The organism is Rhodoplanes elegans (assembly GCF_016653355.1).
GTDB classification, from domain to species: domain Bacteria; phylum Pseudomonadota; class Alphaproteobacteria; order Rhizobiales; family Xanthobacteraceae; genus Rhodoplanes; species Rhodoplanes elegans.
Genome location: NZ_NHSK01000229.1, coordinates 1 through 17,417 on the forward strand (window position 1 = coordinate 1; position 17,417 = coordinate 17,417).

A 17,417-nucleotide genomic window follows, 5' to 3' on the forward strand; every position below is an offset into this window, starting at 1 on the left:
GACCGCGATGACGGCCAAGGAGCTGGTCCAGCGCGCCCACGAGCTGCCGCTCGCCGAAGGCCTGCGCTTCGAGCGCCGCGCCTTCCACGCCCTGTTCGGCACCGACGGTCAGCGCGAGGGCATGCAGGCGTTCCTGGAGAAGCGCAAGCCGCGCTTCAACCAGCCGTCGGCCACGGTCGCGCAGGAAGCCGCAGAGTAGCAGGCCTAGACCCCCTGTCGGCCCGGCCGGCCGCGTCGCTCTTGACGCTGGTCCGGCCCCGGCCGATTGCTCGTGACAACAACCCCGCCTCGTCCCGCCGTCCGGCGGCGATCATCTCCAGGAGTGCACCATGCGGCCCTATTTCGAGCGGATGCCGGCGTTCGGCAAGGCGCTCAAGGAGAACCGGATCGCTCGGACGCAGGACAGCCGGCGCGGCCTCGAGGCGGTCGAGGCGGAGCTCGCCAAGCTGCGTGACGCGCGCCGCGAGGTCGGCATCTCGACCGAGGAGATCAACAAGCGCGGCGGGCTCACCATCTGGCAGCGCCTCGGCTATCTGGTCGATCCCGGCACCTGGCATCCGCTGCACAGCCTGTACGATCCGGAGAGCAACCCGGAAGGCACCACGAACGTGGTCGACGGGCTCGCCAAGATCGCCGGCCGCTGGGCCGTGGTGATCGGCTTCGACAACAAGGTGCTGGCCGGCGCCTGGATCCCCGGGCAGTCGGAGAACATCCTGAAGGTGACGGACCTCGCCAAGCGGCTGCGCGTGCCGCTCGTGTGGCTCGTCAACTGCAGCGGCGTGAAGATGCCGGACCAGGAGAAGTTCTATGCGGGCCGGCGCGGCTCCGGCACGCCGTTCTATCGCCACGCCGAGCTCGAGCAGACCGGCATCCCGGTGCTCGCCGGCATCTACGGCACCAATCCGGCCGGCGGCGGCTATCAGGCGATCTCGCCGACCATCCTGATCGCCCACAAAGACGCCAACATGGCGGTCGGCGGTGTCGGCATCGTCTCCGGCATGGCCCCGAAGGGCGGCTTCGACGCCGCCGTGCTGGAGGATCTGATCGCCAAGACGCGCGAGATGCGCACCAAGCCGCCCGGCAGCGTCGCCACGCATTTCGAGCACACCGGCTTCTTCACCCGCGTCTACGAGGAGGAGACCGGCGTGCTGGAGGGCATCAAGGAGTATATGCGCATGCTGCCGGCCTACGATCCGGAGTTCTTCCGGGTCGCCGCGCCGGCCGAGCCCGCCTTCCCGGCCGAGGACCTCTATCACCTGCTTCCCTTCGACCAGGGCGAGACCTACTCGTTCGACGACATCCTGGCGCGCCTCGTGGACGGCAGCGAGACGATGGAGTTCCGGCCCGACTACGGCCCCGAGATCTTCACCGGCCTCGTCAAGGTCGACGGCTTCCTCACCGGCGTGATCGGCAACCGCCAGGGCGTTCTTCCGCGCGGCTACCCGGAATACGCGGACTATCCGGGCATTGGCGGCAAGCTCTACCGCCAGGGCCTGATCAAGATGAGCGAGTTCGTGACCCACTGCAGCCGCGACCGCATCCCGGTCGTCTGGTTCCAGGACACGACCGGCATCGACGTCGGCGACGTCGCCGAGCGGGCCGAGCTCTTGGGCCTCGGCCAGTCGCTGATCTACTCGATCCAGCAGACCGACGTGCCGATGATGCTCGTCGTGCTGCGCAAGGGCTCGGCCGCCGCCCATTACGTGATGGGCGGGCCGACCGCCAACCGCCACAACGCCTTCACGCTCGGCACCGCGGCGACCGAGATCTACGTCATGCACGGCGAGACCGCGGCGGTCGCCGCCTATGCGCGACGCGCCGTCAAGGACAAGGACGCCGGCAAGCCGCTGCAGCCGGTCGCCGACAAGATGAACGAGATGGCGAGGAAGTACTACGAGACGTCGCGGCCGGCCTGGTGCGCCCAGCACGGCTTCGTCGACGAGATCGTCGACCTCACCAGCCTGCGCAGCTACCTGACCGCCTTCGCGGGCGCCGCCTACCAGAACCCGGACTCGCTCTGCCCGCGCCACCAGATGCTGCTGCCCCGGCTGATCCGCGGCTGAGGCACACGCTCCCGGCCGAATCCGACCGGTAACCGGCGGGGCGCGGCCGAGGGTCGCGCCCTCAGGTTGCAATGCACCGCACGGCTGTGGACAAGCGCCCGGCCATGGCCGCTTACGCCCTGACTCGCCACGGCAATCCGGATTGCTGCTCCGCCGCACGCGTGGCCCGGGGCCGGGCGACGGTTTACCACCTTCGGGCGCATTTTAATGATTCATTAACCAATGGAATTTAAGCACGGTATCGGAATGTGTTAATCATCGTTCCTGATGTGATTCGTCAGGATTTCCCCGTCCGGTCGGGCGCTGCCATTCACCGGACGAGACCTCGTCACGTAGTACATATTTTCCAGCTGGAGACGGACCATGGCCTCTGAATCGGCTTTCCGCGGATTCGACAGGACGTTCTGGACGCGCGCCATCGGCGCGGTCATGCTCGTGTGCATCGCTGTCGGCTCGACGGCCGCGATGGCGGCGACCCCGGACGCGGCGCTCGTGGAAGGCTCGCAGCGGCTGCTGATCGCCAGCGTGCTGGTGTTCGCGGCGATCGGCTTCGTCGGCTACCGGATGGCCGGCGGCTATATCGAGTCGCTCAAGCACGACGTCGAGATCGCCCAGCCTGCCAACGACGACGCCGCGACGGCGAAGGCCGCGGCTCCGGTCGAGGTCACGACCGTCACGTCGCGCGTCACCCCGGTGGCCGCCCGTCCGACCCCGGTGCGCGGCCGCGTTACCGCCGAGAGCCTGCCGCAGCCGATCAAGGTCGCGCCGAAGATCCCCGAGCCGCAGCCCGTGCAGCCGGTGCGTGGCCTGTTCATGCGCCCGGAGACCGAGACGGTCACCCGCGCCCGTCTGGAGCCGCGCGGCGCCGTCACCAGCCGGGTCGAGCCGCGGCGTGCCGCCCCCGCCCCCGCCCCGACGCCGGTCGCCAGCCCGGTCACCAGCCGGGTCGAGCCGCGCAGCGCTACGCCGACGCCGGTGACCTCGCCGGTGACGCCCCGCAGCGGCCGCACCGCGCCGGTCACGCCGGTGACCAGCAGCGTGCAGCCGCGTCAGGTCGAGCGCGTGGTGGCGCGCAGCACCCCGAGCCGCACCGAGCCGACCCGCGAGACCGCCCGTGACACCGCGCGTGAGCCGGTCCGCGCCGAGACGGCCCGCCGCGAGGCGCCGCGCGAGGTGGCCCGCGAGACGGTCCGCACCGCCGTCGCTCCCACCGTGGTGACGAGCCGCGTGCAGGGCGTCCGGGGCCGCGAGAGCGGCGTGCGCGCCCGCGCCTGACCGGGCGCCGGACCACAGGTCCGGCCCACCACCCGACACGGCCGGCCGCGGCGACGCGACCGGCCGATTCTTTTTTCGGACAGCGATGGTCACGTGACGATCGCCGTATGAAAAGAGCCGGCGCCACCGCGGCCCCCGATCGGGGCGAGCCGCGGCGGAGCGCCGGCTTCGTCGTTTCTGGAGGCGACTCGTCGCGTCGACGATCAGCGGCGTGGCGCGCTCAGCGGCCGGCGGCGAAGCTCCGCTCCGCGTGGCGCGGCCGCATCCCGACCATCGCGTTCGCCGTGAGCCGCTGCGCCAGCGCGCGCTTGGCCTGGTCGAGGCTCATCGCGACGCCGCGATCCTCGGGCGCCCGCGCGGCGTCGATCGACCAGTACCAGCGGCGGAACACGCCATCGGCGAACGAGCTCATCACCCGGCCGACGCGGCGCTGATTGATGGTCACGATGAAGTCGTCCGGACGCGGGCTCTCGTCGTAGACGGGCGTGAGCACCCGCTCCAGGGTGAGGCTCTGCAAGGTCTCGAGCATGATCGGGATCCCGGGCGTTGGGGTTCGGCGAGGGCGCCGCGGCCCGAGCGGGGTCGACGGCGGGCACGCCAGCCAGTCGGTGCGGGGCCGTCGGGGGACCAGCCTCGACCCTCGACTACGCCCGCCCGGGCGCGCTGTAAAATATCAAGTTGTACATTTGACATAGGCTCAGCTTATGAATGCGCCCACGTTTTAGGCAGTGGCGCGACGGACCGACGCTCCCGATCGACCTCGCCGGTGCGGGCCCCGCGTTGCTACATCGTCCTACGCCGTCTGCCGCTGGACCTCCTCGGTGCTCCATCGACGCACTGCCCAGACGCCGATGGCGCCCGCCCGGACGTCACGGCGGAGCGCCGACCTTGCGCATCAGCGCCTCGATCCTCTCTCCGGTCACGGCCGCAAGTCGTTCGATGGTCGCGGCGGCAGCCTGGATGAGGTCGGGCCCAGGGGGTGGCGCTGCGGTGGTCCCGAGCTCGGTGTGGGGCGCCGGCGGCGGCTCGACGGGGCGCCGCCGCAGGCTGTTTCGGCTGACATAGCGATGCATGATCGACCTGCCACAGGGATCGTTCCGTCACGCGGTTCGAACGGTGCCCAGGAACGTCTCGACCTCGCTCTTCAGCCGGGTGCATTCGTGGGCGAGCTGGCCGGCGGCGCCGAGCACCTCGCCCGACGCGGCGCCGGTCTCTTCGGCGCCGCGGCTGACCTCGGTGATGGTCGCGGCCACCTGGGTGGTGCCGGCGGCGGCGTGCTGGATGTTGCGCGAGATCTCCGACGTCGCCGCGCCCTGCTCCTCGACCGCTGCGGCGATCGCCGACGAGATCTCGGCGATCTTTCCGATCGTGCCGCTGATTTCCTTGATGGCCGCGACCGAGTCGGCGGTCGCCGCCTGCATGCCGGCGATCTGGGCCGAGATGTCGCCGGTCGCCTTGCCGGTCTGGGCGGCCAGCGCCTTCACCTCCTGGGCGACGACCGCGAAGCCCTTGCCGGCCTCGCCGGCGCGCGCCGCCTCGATCGTCGCGTTGAGCGCGAGCAGATTGGTTTGCTCCGCGATCGCGGTGATCAGCTTCACGACGTCGCCGATGCGGGTCGCGGCCTGCGAGAGGTCGGTCACCCGGGCGTCGGTCTTCTCGGCCTGCCGCACGGCCTCGTCGGCGATCCGGCTCGACGCCTGCACCTGGCGGCTGATCTCGCCGACCGACGACGACATCTCGTTGGTCGCCGCGGCGACGGCCTGGACGTTGGTCGACGCCTCCTCGGAGGCGACGCTGACCGTCCCCGACATGCGCTGCGTCGTGTCGGCCGTGCGGGTGAGCGTGGTCGCGGTCGCCTCCAGCTCGGTGGCGGCCGACGAGACGGTGGCGATGATGCCGCCGACAGCCGTCTCGAAGCGGTCGGCGAGCCGGTGCATGTCCTCCCTGCGCTGCGCCTCGGCCCGCGCCTCGGCCTCCTTCTGCTCGGCCTCCAGGCGCCGGCGTTCGATGGCGTTGGCCTTGAACACGGCGACCGCCCCGGCCATCTCGCCGATCTCGTCGCGCCGGCCCCTGCCCGGGATTTCGACGTCCAGCGCTCCCGCCGCGAGGTCCTTCATGGTCGAGGTCATGCGTCGCAGCGGGGTCGTGATGCCGCGGGCCGCCACCATCGACACGGCGAGCGTGATCAGAAGCACGACGCCGGCGGCGAGGAGGGCGCGGCGCGTCGCCGCCCAGGTCTGCGCCTCGAGGTCGTCGACATAGACGCCCGTCGCGACAATCCAGCTCCACGGCGCATAGCCGGCCGCGTAGGAGATCTTCGGCTGCGGCCTGTCGGCCCCGGGCTTCGGCCACGCATAGGCGAGAACGCCGCGCCCGTCGCGCCGGACGAGATCGATCAGGCCGCCGATGATGCGGACACCGTCGGCATCCTTCAGGTTCGTGACATCGGTGCCGACCAGCTCGCGGGCGATCGGGTGCATCACCATCCGGCCCTGCATGTCGGTGACGAAGAAGTACTCGTTGCCCCCGTAGCGCAAGGCAGCGAGGCGGGCCTGCGCCCGCTTCTGCGCCTCTTCGGGCGGCAGCCCGGCAGCCTTTGCCGCCGCATCCTCCCCTGCCACGATGGCGATCGCGAGATCGGTCAGGTGTTGCAGCTCGAACTGCCGCTGCGTCTTCAGGCTCGACGCCAGCTCGACCGAGTCGAGCCAGGTGATCCCCAGGATGCCGAGAAAGCCGAGGCCGATGACTGCGTAGATCCGGCGCCCGATCGTGAAGCGGACCTTGGACAACATGGTTCACGCACGGGCGGTATGCCGCCCGTTCCCTGAGTGACGGTGAATTCGCTGACCGCGACCGACCGGATCGCATCGAAAACAGTGAATGCGACAAGTAAAAAAACTGGTAAAAACGAACTATTTTCGAGTCTTTGTTAGTTCTGTACTGCGAAACACTGCGAGCAGAATAAAATGTGTCGAGATCCGTACCTTTATTGCTAACCAGAAATCGGACTCTAGCGCAGCAGGCTAGTCCTCTCTTGGAATCCCACTACGTACTTCCGGGGGATTATTCCATCCGAGTGGTATTTGGCTTATATTGGTACAATGTCGCAGTATCGTTCATGGTCGGCGGCAAGACTCATCCTGGATATTCTCGGCAGTCGATCGAGAGGGCTCGAAGCTGACGAGCTGGTCTCCGCAGGGGAGTATTACTTCGGCCGGAGAAGCTTGTATTTTCGGGCGCTCGTCGCGCGATCTCGAAAGCTGGCCGTCTACGAGGCAATTCTGCCGCAGTCAATCTCCGGCCGGGCCGCTGTTGCGCTCGCTGCCGTCATGTCTCGTGATCAATACATGTGGTTGATCACACGAGGGGCGCGTCGGAACCGTCCCTCCGACCGTTCGGACCCTTCTGTGCGGCTCGCCTCCGTCGCCGATCCCAGGACCGATCTCTGGGCCGATTCCGCCGAACGCCAGGACCCCCCGAAGTGTCCGCGGCCGTCCAGCAGAAGCGTCGAGGTGTAACGATCTGCATTAGAACATTCGTGTCAGACGTCATAGGTGAATGTATTACGTAGATTCGAAGATTGACTCGATTCAATACACTTAAGAAAATGACATGTCGAGTCGGCCCCACGGAGTTGCGGTCGGAGCGGATCATCGTCGCGGCAATGCTGAGATTGTTTCAGGTTTGCGGCCGATGTTGATCCGTCTCGCGGGCAATACCGTGGGGCTTTGACTTTCATCTGTGAACGGCGGTGCGCGGCGCGACGATGCGCCGTCGGTGGCGGCCTGCATTGCTCCTCCGCAACGTCCCGGCCGCTGGTGCGAGCGGCGGCGCCAGCCCCCGAGCTACGCCGACTTCCGCTGCACGACCTCGAAGCCGACGTCGACGATCCGCTCCGGCACGGTCTCGCCGCGGCAGCGCGCCAGGATCATCTCGCCGGCGAGGCGGCCGATGGCGGCGCCGTCGACGTTCACGGTGGTGAGCGACGGCACCGTGTGGGCCGAGAACTCGGCATTGCCGAAGCCGCAGACCGCGATGTCGTCAGGGACGCGCAGCCCGCGCGCCAACGCCTCGACGACGACGCCCTGCGCCAGCTGATCGGCGCTGCAGGTGATCGCCCGGATCGCCGGATCCTGCGCCAGGAGCTCGCCCAAGATCGCCAAGTGGAGCGAGGTCGTGAAGGCCAACGGCATCACGGTCGAATAGCACTTCCATTACGCTTCGATGGGCTCCTGATCAGCTCGCCTTGGTCACGGCCGGGATGATCCACGAGCCGTCGAGAATCGACGGGGCGTTCTCGTCCGGCCAGTAGAGGCGGAGCATCAGGTAGAACTTGCCCTTCGGGGCCGGCAGCCAGTTCGCCTCCTTGTCCGCCCCCGGGCTCTCGTTCTGGACGTAGATCACCAGCGATCCATCCGGCTCGCGCTTCGGGCTGGTCCGCATGCTCATCGCGTAGCGGTTGATCGGGTTGGCGACGAAGAAGTAGTTCTCGTCGTACATGGTCAGCGACCAGAAGCCCCTGACCGGCGGCAGCTCGCCCTTGGCGAAGCGCAGGACGTATCTGCTCGACCCCTCGTAGGCCTTGCCGTGGGCGTCCTTGAGCGAGGTCGGGTAGACGGCGTCCTGCGGCCGGTTGGCGCCGAGCCCGATCGCCGTGATCAGGGCGCGTTGCAGATAGTCGGTGCCATAGGTGCCGGTCTTGAGCGTGAAGCCCCAGCCGTTGATCTCGGAGACGTCGCCGCCGCTGAACTTGAAGTGCAGCATGATGCGGTCGAACGACAGCTCCGGCAGCCGCTTGTCCCAGCGATGGTCGACGACCTTCGGATCGAACGGCTGGCCGGCGACGAGGCCGATCTGGCGGAAGCGCTCCATCGCGGGCGCGTCCTTGGCGGACGGCGGATTGCGCTTCATCAGGTCGGCGAGCAGCGTGAAATACGCGACCGCGGTCATGCGGTTCACCTGGTCGCGCACCGGCGTCTTCATGTCGATCGCCGGATCGACCTTGCCGGCCGGCGGCGTCCACGCCTTGCCGCGCGCCGACAGCGGATAGAGCTTGAACTGATCCTGCAGCGCGTGCACGGCCGCGTAGTCCTCCGGCGTGCCGGTGCAGTAGATGCGCCCCAGCATCCAGACGATGCTGGTCGGCGACTTGATCTGCGTGAGCCCGGCCGGGACCTGTCCCGACCATCCCGGGCCGGTGATCAGATAAGACTGGGCCTGCGTGCCGGTCGTTCGGGTGCCGGGCACCGCGAACACGTCGGTCCAGCCGCTGAGGAACGGCAGCAGGAAGTAGCGGCCCTTCATGTCGGGCACCTCGACCACCCATGGCTCGTCGCCGACGTCGAAGAAGGCCGTGGTGTAGAGCGTGTCGGCGTTCGGCGCGGTGACGTCGCGGAAGCTCGCGTCGGGATACTGGCGCAGCTTGATGAGATGACCCATCGGGCCGCGCGTGCCCTCCGGTGCCGCCACGTTGGTGATGATCCGCCGCGTCATCTCCATGGTCACGAGCGGATAGCCGAACACATAGGCGTCCGACGCGATCTTGAAATCCTCGGCGTCGTGGACCAGGTCGCGCAGCGGCCCGTCGAAGGACCGGGCCGGGGCGCCGAACGCGCTCGCGGCGAGAAGAGAGAGTCCGCCCAGCGTCGTGTCTCTGCGGGAGATCATGGTGCACCTCGTGAGCCGTCAGGGCATCGATTCACCGTCGCAGCCGTACTGATCGCGGTCGGCCGAGAGTATGCAGATCTGGACACGGCGCGGGACGATGACGCGCATGTGATCGTGCGATCCGAGGCCGAAGGCGCTGATCGGGTCGGGGGCTCGACGCCCACCTCCCCCCGACGTCACCTCGGCGTCACGAGTCGGTAGCCGACGCCCGGCTCGGTGACGATGAACTCCGGCGCCGCCGCGTCGTCGCCGAGCTTGTCGCGGATATGGCCGATGGCGATGCGCAGATAGTGCGCATCGTCGACATGGGCCGGCCCCCACACCGTCGTCAGGAGCTGCTTGTGGGTGACCAGCCGACCGGCGTGGCGGGCGAGCAGCGCGAGTACGTCGAACTCCTTGCGGGTCAGCTTCACCTCGGTGCTGTCGACGGTGACGAGCCGGCGCGCGAGGTCGACGGCGAGCCGGCCGGACGTCAGCACGGCGCTCTCGGCCGTCGGCGCACGGCGACCGCGCAAAAGGGCCCGCAGGCGCGCCAAAAGCTCGCCGGTGGCGAACGGCTTCGTCACGTAGTCGTCGGCGCCGGCGTCGAGCGCCGCGATCTTCTCGGCCTCGGCGTCGCGCACCGACAGGATCAGGATCGGCACCTGCGACCACTCGCGGATCGCCGCGACGACCGCCTTGCCGTCCATGTCGGGCAGCCCGAGGTCGAGCACCACCACGTCGGGCGCCGTCGTCGCGGCGCGCTCGATGCCGGTGCGGCCGCGATCGGCTTCGACCACGGCGAAGCCGGCGCTCGGCAGCGCGATCTTCAGGAAGCGCCGGATCGCCACCTCGTCCTCGATCACCAGCACCCGGGTGGTCGTCGCCTCCGTCATGCGCCGTCTCCCGTGTCCGTCCCCGAATCCACCCCGGTGTCCGTCTCGGGCCGTGCGGCGGGCAGCACCAGCTCGATCGCGGTGCCGCGGCCGCCCTCGCCGGGCCGCGCCCGCACCGCCCCGCCATGCGCTTCGACGAGACCCCGCACGATCGCGAGGCCGAGCCCGGTGCCGGCCGGCTGGCCGTCGCCCTGGCGCACCCGATAGAACAGGTCGAACACCCGCTCGCTGTCCTCGGGCGGGATGCCCGGTCCGAGATCCGAGATGGTCAGCGTCACCACGGCGCCGCTCGCCGCCGCCGCGATCCGCACCGGCGTGCCGGGCGGCGCGTACTTGGCGGCGTTCTCCAGCACGTTGATCACCGCCTGGCCGATCAGCACCGGGTCGACGTCGACGTGGAGGTCGCGGGCGATGTCGACCTCGACCGGATGCCCGGCGAGCGGCCGTGCGAGGTCGGCGCGGGCCCGGCCGACGATCTCGCGCAGGTCGACGGGCGCCCGCCGCAGCGTCAGCGCGCCGTAGCCGAGCCGCGTCATGTCGAGCAGGTTCTGGACGAAGCGGTTCAGCCGCCGCGCCTCGTCGAGGGCGGTCGCGACCAGCTCGCGGCGATCCTCCGGCCGCAGGGCGCCGTCGTCCTCGGCGAGCCCGGACAGGGCGCCGATGACGCTGACCAGCGGAGTGCGCAGGTCGTGGCTCACCGAGTTCAGCAGCGCCGAGCGTAGCTTCTCGCTCTCGGCGGCGAGACGCGACGCCGCGAGGTCGGAGGCGAGCTTGAGCCGCTCGACCGCGACGGCGACCTGGTCCTCGACGGCGGTCAGCAGCCGGCGGGTCTCCGGGTCGAGGGTCTGCGAGCGGTCGCGGAACCAGACGCCGACCACGCCGATGGCGCCCTGCGCGGTGGCGAGCGGCACGAACAGCCAGGCAGCGGTCGGCAGCGTGTCGGTGCCGGCTCCGGCCGGCTCGTTCTTGGTGAAGGCCCATTGCGCCGCCATCTCGTCCTTGGGATCGAGACCCTCCTCGATGGACGGGTGACCCTGCACCTGCTCCAGCCGCCCGCCGGCGTCGGGCATCAGGATCAGCGAGCGGCAGTTCAGCGTCATGGCGATATGCGCGGCGGCCGCCCACAGGACGTCGTCGGCCTTGCTGACCGAGGCGATCTTGCGGGCGAAGTCGTACAGCGTCTCGGTCCGCCGCTGCGCCGCGCGCATGCTCTCCACCTGGCGCTTGAGGCGGCTCGCCAGCGTGCCGGTGAACACCGCGCTGACCAGGAAGACGAGCAGGGCCGCGACCGACTCCTCCTGGGCGACCGCGAAGCTGAAATAGGGGGTCGTGAAGAAGAAGTTGTAGGCGAGGAAGCCGGCCGCCGCGGCGATCAGGGCACCGGCGAGGCCGTGCCGCATGCCGATCAGCAGCACGCCGACCAGGTAGACGACGGCGAGCGAGCCGAGCGGCACCACGTGCCACAGCGGCCAGGCGAAGGCGCTCGCCAGCGCGATCACGACCGCCGTCTCGGCGGTCGGGCGGACGAAGGCGCGCCACGGCGGGACGGGGACGGCGGTCGCCCCGGTCCGATGCCGCCGCGTCTCCGCCTTGGGCGTGACGACCGTCACCTCGAAATCGGTGGCGTCGTCGATCAGCCGCTCGAACACCGGCTCGCGCAGCCAGCGGTCGAGCCGGTGCCAGCCGGTCCGGCGCGGGCGGCCGATCACCAGCCGGGTGACGTTGCGCTTGCGGGCGTAGGCGAGCAGCTCGGCGGCGACGTCCGACTCGACATGGAGCTGCACGGCCTCGCCGCCGAGCGTCTCGGCGAGCCGCAGCGCGGCGCGGAGATTCTCGCGCGCCTCGCCGCCGAGGCTGTCGCGACGCGAGGTCAGCACGGTGGCGGCGATCCACGGGATTTTTGCGCGGTCGGCCATCCGGCGGGCGGCGCGGACCAGGGTCTTGGCGGTCGGTGCGTCGCTCAGGCAGACGAGCAGGCGGTCCTGGGTCGGCCACGGCCCGCGCACGCCGTGCTGGCGCATCCAGGCGAGCACGTCGGCGTCGACGTGGCTCGCCGCGGTGCGCAGCGCCAGCTCGCGCAGCGCCGTCAGGTTGCCCTTGGAGAAGAAGTTGTCGAGCGCGAGCCCGGCCTGGTCCGGGACGTAGACCTTGCCCTCCCTCAGCCGTTCGGCGAGCTCCTCCGGCGTCAGGTCGATCAGCTCGATGTCGTCGGCCCGCGCCAGCACGTCGTCGGGCACGGTCTCCTGGACCCGGACCCCGGTGATGCGGGCGACGACGTCGACGAGGCTCTCGACGTGCTGGATGTTGATCGTGGTGACGACATCGATGCCGGCGTCGAGCACCTCCATGATGTCCAGCCAGCGCTTGGCGTGGCGGCTGCCCGGCACGTTGGTGTGGGCGAACTCGTCGATCAGGGCGAGCTGCGGCCGCCGGGCCAGCAGCGCGTCGAGGTCGAGCTCGGCGATCAGCCGGCCCTTGTAGGGCAGCTCGCGCCGCGGCAGCTGCTCGAGGCCGTCGAGCAGCGCCGCCGTCTCGGGCCGGCCGTGCGTCTCGACCAGCGCCACCACGACGTCGACACCGGCGGCGCGGCGGGCGCGGGCCTCCTCCAGCATCGCGTAGGTCTTGCCGACCCCCGGCGCGGCGCCGAGATAGACCTTGAGCCGGCCGCGCCCGGCCTTGCGGGCCTCGGCCAGCAGGGCGTCGGGATCGGGGCGGTCCGGCTCGGGGCTCATCGGCGGGCGGCTCTCACGGCTTCAGCGCGTCCAGCGCGAGATTGAGGGCCAGCACGTCGACGCGCGGCTCGCCCAGGAGGCCGAAGGCGCGGCCTTCGACATGACGCTCGACGAGGTCCCGGACCGTCGCTTCGGGCAGTCCGCGGGCGGCGGCGACGCGGGCGACCTGCACCAGCGCGCCCTCCGGCGAGACATGCGGGTCGAGCCCGGAGGCCGAGGCGGTGACGAGGTCGGCCGGCGCCGGACGGACGCCGAGCGCCGCCGCACGCGCCGCGACCGCCTCCTGCAGGGCCTTCGCACTCGGGGCGAGGTTGGAGCCGGCCGACGCCGCGGCGTTGTAAGGGGCATCGATGGTCTTGCTGGGGTCGGCCGGATCGGCCGCCGTCGTCGCCGACGGGCGGCCGTGGAAATAGCGGTTGGACGTGAAGGACTGGCCGATCAGGGCCGAACCGACCACGGTGCCGTCGCGGACGATCAGGCTGCCGGCGGCCTGATGCGGCGCGACCACCGCGGCCAGGCCGGTGACGGCGAGCGGATAAGCGACGCCGGTGAGGAGGGTGAACAGCACCAGCAGCACGACGGCGGGACGCAGGATCGAAAGCATGGCGGCCTCTCAGGCGAGATGCAGGAGATCGACGACGAGGTCGATCAGCTTGATGCCGACGAACGGCGCCACGAGCCCGCCCAGTCCGTAGACCAACAGGTTGCGGGACAGCAAGGCCGAGGCGGAGGCGGGCGTGTAGCGCACACCCTTCAGGGCGATCGGGATCAGGGCGACGATGACCAGCGCGTTGAAGACGATCGCCGAGAGAATTGCGGACTGCGGCGTGCCGAGCCCCATCACGTCGAGCACGGCGAGGCCCGGATAGGCGGCGACGAACAGGGCCGGCAGGATGGCGAAGTACTTCGCCACGTCGTTGGCGATCGAGAATGTGGTGAGCGCGCCGCGCGAGATCAGCAGCTGCTTGCCGACCATCACGATCTCGATCAGCTTGGTCGGGTCGCTGTCGAGGTCGATCAAGTTGCCGGCTTCCTTGGCGGCCGGCGTGCCGGAGTTCATGGCGACGCCGACATCGGCCTGGGCGAGCGCCGGCGCGTCGTTCGAGCCGTCGCCGCACATCGCGACGAGGCGCCCGTCCGCCTGCTCGGCGCGGATCAGCGCCAGCTTCTTCTCGGGCGTCGCCTCGGCCAGCACGTCGTCGACGCCGGCCTCCGCTGCGATCGCCGCCGCGGTGAGCGGGTTGTCGCCCGTGATCATCACGGTGCGGATGCCCATGCGGCGCAGCTCGGCGAAGCGCTCGCGGATGCCGGGCTTCACCACGTCCTTGAGATGGACGACGCCGAGCACCACGCCGTCGCGCGACACCGCGAGCGGGGTGCCGCCCGAGGTGGCGATGCGGCGCACCGCGCTCTCCAGCGCCGGATCGGTCCGGCCCGCGTGCGTCCGGCCGGCCTGCGCCAGGACGGCGTCGACGGCCCCCTTGCGGACCACGCCGCCGCCGGCGAGATCGGCGCCCGACATGCGGGTGTGGGCCGTGAACGGCACGAAGGTGGCGGTCGTGCGCACGGCGTCGTCGTGGAAGCGGAAGCGCCGCACCGCCAGCTCGACGATCGACTTGCCCTCCGGCGTCTCGTCGGCGAGCGAGGCGAGCCACGCCGCTTCCGCGAGATCGCGCTCGGCGACGCCCGGCGCCGTCACGAAGGCGTCGGCCATCCGGTTGCCGAACGTGATGGTGCCGGTCTTGTCGAGCAGCAGCACGTCGATGTCGCCGGCCGCCTCGACGGCGCGGCCCGACTTCGCCACGACGTTCGCCTTGATCAGCCGGTCCATACCGGCGATGCCGATCGCCGAGAGGAGCCCGCCGATGGTGGTCGGGATCAGGGTGACGAACAGCGCGACCAGATAGACCATCGGCACCGTCGTGCCCGACCAGGCGGCGAAGAACGGCAGCGTGACGACGACGACGAGGAACACCAGCGTCAGCCCGGCGAGCAGGATGTCGAGGGCGATCTCGTTCGGCGTCTTCTGGCGCTTGGCGCCTTCGACCAGCGCGATCATGCGGTCGAGGAACGTCTGCCCCGGCCTCGCCGTCACCTTCACCACCAGCCAGTCGGAGACGAGCCGCGTGCCGCCCGTCACCGACGAGCGGTCGCCGCCCGCCTCGCGGATCACCGGGGCGCTCTCGCCCGTGATGGCGCTCTCGTCGACCGACGCGATGCCTTCGACGATCTCGCCGTCGGTCGGCACGATGTCGCCGGCCTCGACCAGGATCAGCTCGCCGGGCTCCACCCGGTCGAGATCCTTGCCCTCCCACAGCGCGCGGTTCCCCGGCAGGACCAGCGCCTTGGCCCGCGCGGTCTGACGCGTCGCGCGAAAACTGTCGGCCCGCGCCTTGCCGCGGCCTTCGGCGACCGCCTCGGCGAAGTTGGCGAACAGCACCGTGATCCACAGCCACGCCGTGATCTGCAGGCCGATCCAGACCGTCGGCCCGCCGGCGAGCCCCTCGCGCGCCGTCAGCACGGTGGCGAGCGCCGCGGCGACCGCGGTGGTGAAGATCACCGGGTTGCGCACCAGGCTCCTCGGATCGAGCTTCTTCAGCGCCTGCAGGGCCGCCGGACCGAGAATCCTCGGCGCGAAGAGCGAGATGTCGGCGGGGGGATGCTTGCTCATGAGCGCGGCTTTCAGAACGTCTGCCCGGCCAGGATCGACACCTGCTCGGCGATCGGCCCCAGCGCGAGGACGGGAAGGAACGTGAGGGCGCCGACGATGAGGATCGTGGCGATCAAGAGGCCGACGAACAGCGGCCCGTGTGTCGGGAAGGTGCCGACCGTCACCGGGGCCGTCTTCTTGGCGGCGAGCGAGCCGGCGATCGCGAGGATCGGCACGATGTAGCCGAAGCGCGCCATCAGCATGGCGATGCCGAGCCAGGTGTCGTGCCAGGCGACGTTGGCGTTGAAGCCGGCGAAGGCCGAGCCGTTGTTGCCGGTCGCCGACGAGTAGGCATAGAGCAGCTCGGACAGCCCGTGCGGGCCGGCGTCCTGCACCGAGGTCTGGGCATGACCGGTCGCGATCGCGAGCGCCGCGAAGCCGAGCACGCCGACCGGCATGATCAGCAGCGTCAGGGCGGCGAGCTTCACCTCGCGGGCCTCGATCTTCTTGCCGAGATACTCGGGCGTCCGCCCGACCATCAGGCCGGCGAGAAAGACGGTGAGGATCACGAACAGCAGCATGCCGGTGAGGCCGACCCCGACGCCGCCGAACACCACCTCGCCGAGCTGGATGTTCAGCATCGTGACGAGGCCGCCGAGCGGGGTGAGCGAGTCGTGCATGGCGTTGACCGAGCCGTTCGACGCCGCCGTGGTGACGGCCGCCCACAGGGCTGAGCCGACGATGCCGAAGCGGACCTCCTTGCCCTCCAGGCTGCCGGCACCGGCGTCGATCACGCCGGCCTGCAGCGGGTTGCCGAGCCGCTCGGTCGTGTAGAGGATCGCGATCGCGACGATCAGCATGATCCCCATCGCGGCGAACAGGGCGCGGCCCTGCCGGCGGTCGCCGACCATGCGGCCATAGGTGAAGCAGAAGGCCGCCGGGATGACGAGGATCGCCAGCATCTCGAGCAGGTTCGACAGCGCCGTCGGGTTCTCGAACGGATGCGCCGCGTTGACGTTGAAGAAGCCGCCGCCGTTGGTGCCGAGCTGCTTGATCGCGATCTGGCTCGCCACCGGGCCGAGCGCGATCGTCTGCTGCGCGCCTTCGAGCGTCGTCGCCGTGGCGGACGCGTGCAGGGTCTGCGGCACGCCGAGACAGACCAGCACCAGCGCGAAAATGATCGAGGCGGGCAGCAGCACGTAGAGGATCGAGCGGACCAGATCGGTCCAGAAGCTGCCGATGCTGCGGGCCTGGCGCGAGGCGAGGCCGCGCGCCACCGCGGCGGCGACCGCCATGCCGCTCGCCGCCGAGACGAAGTTCTGCGTCGTCAGGCCGACCATCTGGGAGAGGGTCGACAGCGTCGTCTCGCCGCCGTAGCTCTGCCAGTTGGTGTTGGTGACGAACGAGATCGCCGTGTTGAAGGCGAGGTGCGGCGCGACGCCGTCGAACCCCTGCGGGTTCAGCGGCAGCAGGTTCTGGAATCGCAGCACCAGATAGAGCACGACGAATCCGGCCGCGTTGAAGGCGAGCAGCGACAGCGCATAGGCGGTCCAGTGCTGCTCGTGTTTTGGCGGCACGCCGGCCGGCGCCAGCACGGCCCGCTCGGCGCGCGCGAGGAACGCGATCTCGCCCGTGTAGACCTTGGCCATGTAGAGGCCGAGCGGCAGCGCCAGGGCGGCGAGGAGGACGAGATAGAGGCCGATCTGGGCGAGATCGGCGGTGACGGTGGCGAACATTTTCTTGCTCGTGGTCCGGCGGAGGGTCGCTCAGAAGCGCTCGGGCCGCAGCAGCGCCGCGACCAGATAGACGGCGAGGCCGGCCGCGACGGTCAGCCCGAGGACGATGTCGAAGATCCCCATGGCCGCCTCACAGCCGCTCGGCAACGACGACGGCGAGGCCGAGCAGGCCGAATCCGGCCAGGCCTCCGATCACGAATGCGAGGTCGACGAGCACGGGCGCTCTCCCTGTCGAGGCTGATCCGTCGACAAGGTTACGGCAGACCGGCGTAAAGCCGCGATGCCGAAGGCCGGCGAAGCCCGTAAAGCCGGCGTAAAGGGGGGGCGAGGGTTCGGGACGCGCGTCGCCGCGACCGGCCGCCCGAACGCCCCGGCACGGCACCTCCCGCAGGCGGGGCCGTCCGGCGATCGCCCCCGCC

15 protein-coding genes are annotated in these 17,417 nt (G+C 70.1%); 3 read left to right on the top strand and 12 right to left on the bottom strand.

Annotation, left to right across the window (positions count from 1 at the left end; all coding sequences use genetic code 11):
* The 3 genes from CCR97_RS25890 to CCR97_RS25900 form a co-directional block, all read left to right on the top strand.
* Positions 1-199: enoyl-CoA hydratase-related protein (locus CCR97_RS25890; protein WP_244670669.1), on the top strand; the 199-nt coding region annotated here is incomplete at its 5' end.
* A 130-nt stretch (positions 200-329) separates the two neighbouring features.
* On the top strand, positions 330-2,063 hold the full coding sequence (locus CCR97_RS25895) for an acyl-CoA carboxylase subunit beta (protein WP_111356744.1): 1,734 nt from the start codon (positions 330-332) through the stop codon (positions 2,061-2,063).
* Between the two features lie 363 nt (positions 2,064-2,426).
* The gene (locus tag CCR97_RS25900; RefSeq protein ID WP_201160009.1) at positions 2,427-3,338 is read left to right on the top strand and encodes a hypothetical protein; all 912 of its coding nucleotides are present in this window, start codon (positions 2,427-2,429) and stop codon (positions 3,336-3,338) included.
* Positions 3,339-3,558: 220 nt separating this feature from the next.
* Here CCR97_RS25900 and CCR97_RS25905 read toward each other — a convergent pair whose 3' ends face one another.
* From CCR97_RS25905 to CCR97_RS31435, 12 genes are all read right to left on the bottom strand, one after another.
* On the bottom strand, positions 3,559-3,867 hold the full coding sequence (locus CCR97_RS25905) for a hypothetical protein (RefSeq protein ID WP_111359128.1): 309 nt from the start codon (positions 3,865-3,867) through the stop codon (positions 3,559-3,561).
* 340 nt (positions 3,868-4,207) lie between these two features.
* Positions 4,208-4,411: a hypothetical protein gene (locus tag CCR97_RS31430; protein ID WP_111359127.1), complete on the bottom strand. Its 204-nt coding sequence runs from the start codon at positions 4,409-4,411 to the stop codon at positions 4,208-4,210.
* A 27-nt stretch (positions 4,412-4,438) separates the two neighbouring features.
* Positions 4,439-6,130, bottom strand: coding sequence for a methyl-accepting chemotaxis protein (locus tag CCR97_RS25910; RefSeq protein ID WP_111359126.1), 1,692 nt, complete (start codon positions 6,128-6,130; stop codon positions 4,439-4,441).
* A gap of 1,053 nt (positions 6,131-7,183) precedes the next feature.
* Positions 7,184-7,525, bottom strand: a complete 342-nt coding sequence (locus CCR97_RS25915; protein ID WP_201160010.1) for a substrate-binding domain-containing protein — start codon at positions 7,523-7,525, stop codon at positions 7,184-7,186.
* 49 nt (positions 7,526-7,574) lie between these two features.
* Positions 7,575-9,005, bottom strand: coding sequence for a DUF1254 domain-containing protein (locus tag CCR97_RS25920; RefSeq protein WP_111359124.1), 1,431 nt, complete (start codon positions 9,003-9,005; stop codon positions 7,575-7,577).
* A 176-nt stretch (positions 9,006-9,181) separates the two neighbouring features.
* Complete coding sequence (locus tag CCR97_RS25925; protein WP_111359123.1) at positions 9,182-9,880, bottom strand: response regulator; 699 nt, start codon at positions 9,878-9,880, stop codon at positions 9,182-9,184.
* The gene (locus CCR97_RS25930; RefSeq protein ID WP_201160011.1) at positions 9,877-12,612 is read right to left on the bottom strand and encodes a sensor histidine kinase; all 2,736 of its coding nucleotides are present in this window, start codon (positions 12,610-12,612) and stop codon (positions 9,877-9,879) included. The genes CCR97_RS25925 and CCR97_RS25930 overlap by 4 nt, the downstream gene beginning before the upstream one ends.
* A gap of 13 nt (positions 12,613-12,625) precedes the next feature.
* A complete protein-coding gene (gene kdpC, locus CCR97_RS25935; RefSeq protein WP_111357162.1) occupies positions 12,626-13,216 on the bottom strand; it encodes a potassium-transporting ATPase subunit KdpC in 591 nt (196 codons plus the stop codon).
* 9 nt (positions 13,217-13,225) lie between these two features.
* Positions 13,226-15,283, bottom strand: a complete 2,058-nt coding sequence (kdpB, locus tag CCR97_RS25940) for a potassium-transporting ATPase subunit KdpB (RefSeq protein WP_111357159.1) — start codon at positions 15,281-15,283, stop codon at positions 13,226-13,228.
* An 11-nt stretch (positions 15,284-15,294) separates the two neighbouring features.
* Complete coding sequence (gene kdpA, locus CCR97_RS25945; protein ID WP_201160012.1) at positions 15,295-16,998, bottom strand: potassium-transporting ATPase subunit KdpA; 1,704 nt, start codon at positions 16,996-16,998, stop codon at positions 15,295-15,297.
* 30 nt (positions 16,999-17,028) lie between these two features.
* Positions 17,029-17,121 carry a K(+)-transporting ATPase subunit F gene (gene kdpF, locus CCR97_RS25950; RefSeq protein WP_170145812.1) on the bottom strand — a complete coding sequence of 31 codons (93 nt, stop codon included), beginning with the start codon at positions 17,119-17,121 and terminating at the stop codon, positions 17,029-17,031.
* A 7-nt stretch (positions 17,122-17,128) separates the two neighbouring features.
* The coding region (locus tag CCR97_RS31435) for a hypothetical protein (RefSeq protein ID WP_207199587.1) at positions 17,129-17,417 on the bottom strand (289 nt) is incomplete at its 5' end.

Bases quoted from the DNA above. Each gene is read 5' to 3' on its own strand.
- CCR97_RS25895 (WP_111356744.1), top strand. From the start codon at position 330: ATGCGGCCCTATTTCGAGCGGATGCCGGCGTTCGGCAAGGCGCTCAAG.
- CCR97_RS25900 (WP_201160009.1), top strand. From the start codon at position 2,427: ATGGCCTCTGAATCGGCTTTCCGCGGATTCGACAGGACGTTCTGGACG.
- CCR97_RS25905 (WP_111359128.1), bottom strand. From the start codon at position 3,867: ATGCTCGAGACCTTGCAGAGCCTCACCCTGGAGCGGGTGCTCACGCCC.
- CCR97_RS31430 (WP_111359127.1), bottom strand. From the start codon at position 4,411: ATGCATCGCTATGTCAGCCGAAACAGCCTGCGGCGGCGCCCCGTCGAG.
- CCR97_RS25910 (WP_111359126.1), bottom strand. From the start codon at position 6,130: ATGTTGTCCAAGGTCCGCTTCACGATCGGGCGCCGGATCTACGCAGTC.
- CCR97_RS25920 (WP_111359124.1), bottom strand. From the start codon at position 9,005: ATGATCTCCCGCAGAGACACGACGCTGGGCGGACTCTCTCTTCTCGCC.
- CCR97_RS25925 (WP_111359123.1), bottom strand. From the start codon at position 9,880: ATGACGGAGGCGACGACCACCCGGGTGCTGGTGATCGAGGACGAGGTG.
- CCR97_RS25930 (WP_201160011.1), bottom strand. From the start codon at position 12,612: ATGAGCCCCGAGCCGGACCGCCCCGATCCCGACGCCCTGCTGGCCGAG.
- kdpC (WP_111357162.1), bottom strand. From the start codon at position 13,216: ATGCTTTCGATCCTGCGTCCCGCCGTCGTGCTGCTGGTGCTGTTCACC.
- kdpB (WP_111357159.1), bottom strand. From the start codon at position 15,283: ATGAGCAAGCATCCCCCCGCCGACATCTCGCTCTTCGCGCCGAGGATT.
- kdpA (WP_201160012.1), bottom strand. From the start codon at position 16,998: ATGTTCGCCACCGTCACCGCCGATCTCGCCCAGATCGGCCTCTATCTC.
- kdpF (WP_170145812.1), bottom strand. From the start codon at position 17,121: ATGGGGATCTTCGACATCGTCCTCGGGCTGACCGTCGCGGCCGGCCTC.